The following is a 526-nucleotide window of genomic DNA, read 5'->3' as shown; positions in this document are numbered from 1 at the left end:
ACAGCTATGGATTCCGACCGTATCGCTGTACGCATCATGCCATTGAGCGCATCCGCTTCCTCATCGGCAGACACCGCTATTGCTGGGTGGTCGAGCTTGACATCAAGGGGTTCTTCGACAACGTAGACCATGACATCTTGTTGGATATCCTGCGGCGGGACGTTCATGACCGCCGATTGATAAAAGTTATCCGCAATATGTTAAACGCAGGGCTCGTCTACGAGGGAGAATTCGAGGAAACAGAGCTTGGCACACCACAGGGTGGAGTCGCTAGTCCGATTCTTGGAAATATCTATTTGAACGAGCTGGATGAATTCATCGCGAACAAGTACGAATACCTATCACCTCGGGAGCGGAAAAAGGCCGATATCCCCTGCTACATCGTGAGATACGCGGACGATGCAGTGGTTCTTTGCGGAAGCAAGAAACATGCCGAGACGCTCAAAGCGGAAATCGCGGAATACCTAAGCAACAGGCTGAAACTTCAGTTGTCGGCGGAAAAGACACTGGTGACGCATGCGGACAA

Annotated in this window: 1 protein-coding gene; it reads left to right on the top strand. The window is 51.3% G+C overall.

Annotated features, from left to right (window positions below):
* A partial coding sequence (locus J3482_RS20250) for a reverse transcriptase/maturase family protein (RefSeq protein ID WP_206923094.1) occupies positions 1-526 on the top strand: 526 nt, incomplete at both ends.

The sequence above is a fragment of the Alicyclobacillus suci genome (assembly GCF_017329615.1).
GTDB lineage: Bacteria > Bacillota > Bacilli > Alicyclobacillales > Alicyclobacillaceae > Alicyclobacillus > Alicyclobacillus suci.
The sequence above is the reverse complement of the archived record's forward strand: the minus strand, read 5'-3'. Positions and strand labels throughout refer to the sequence as shown.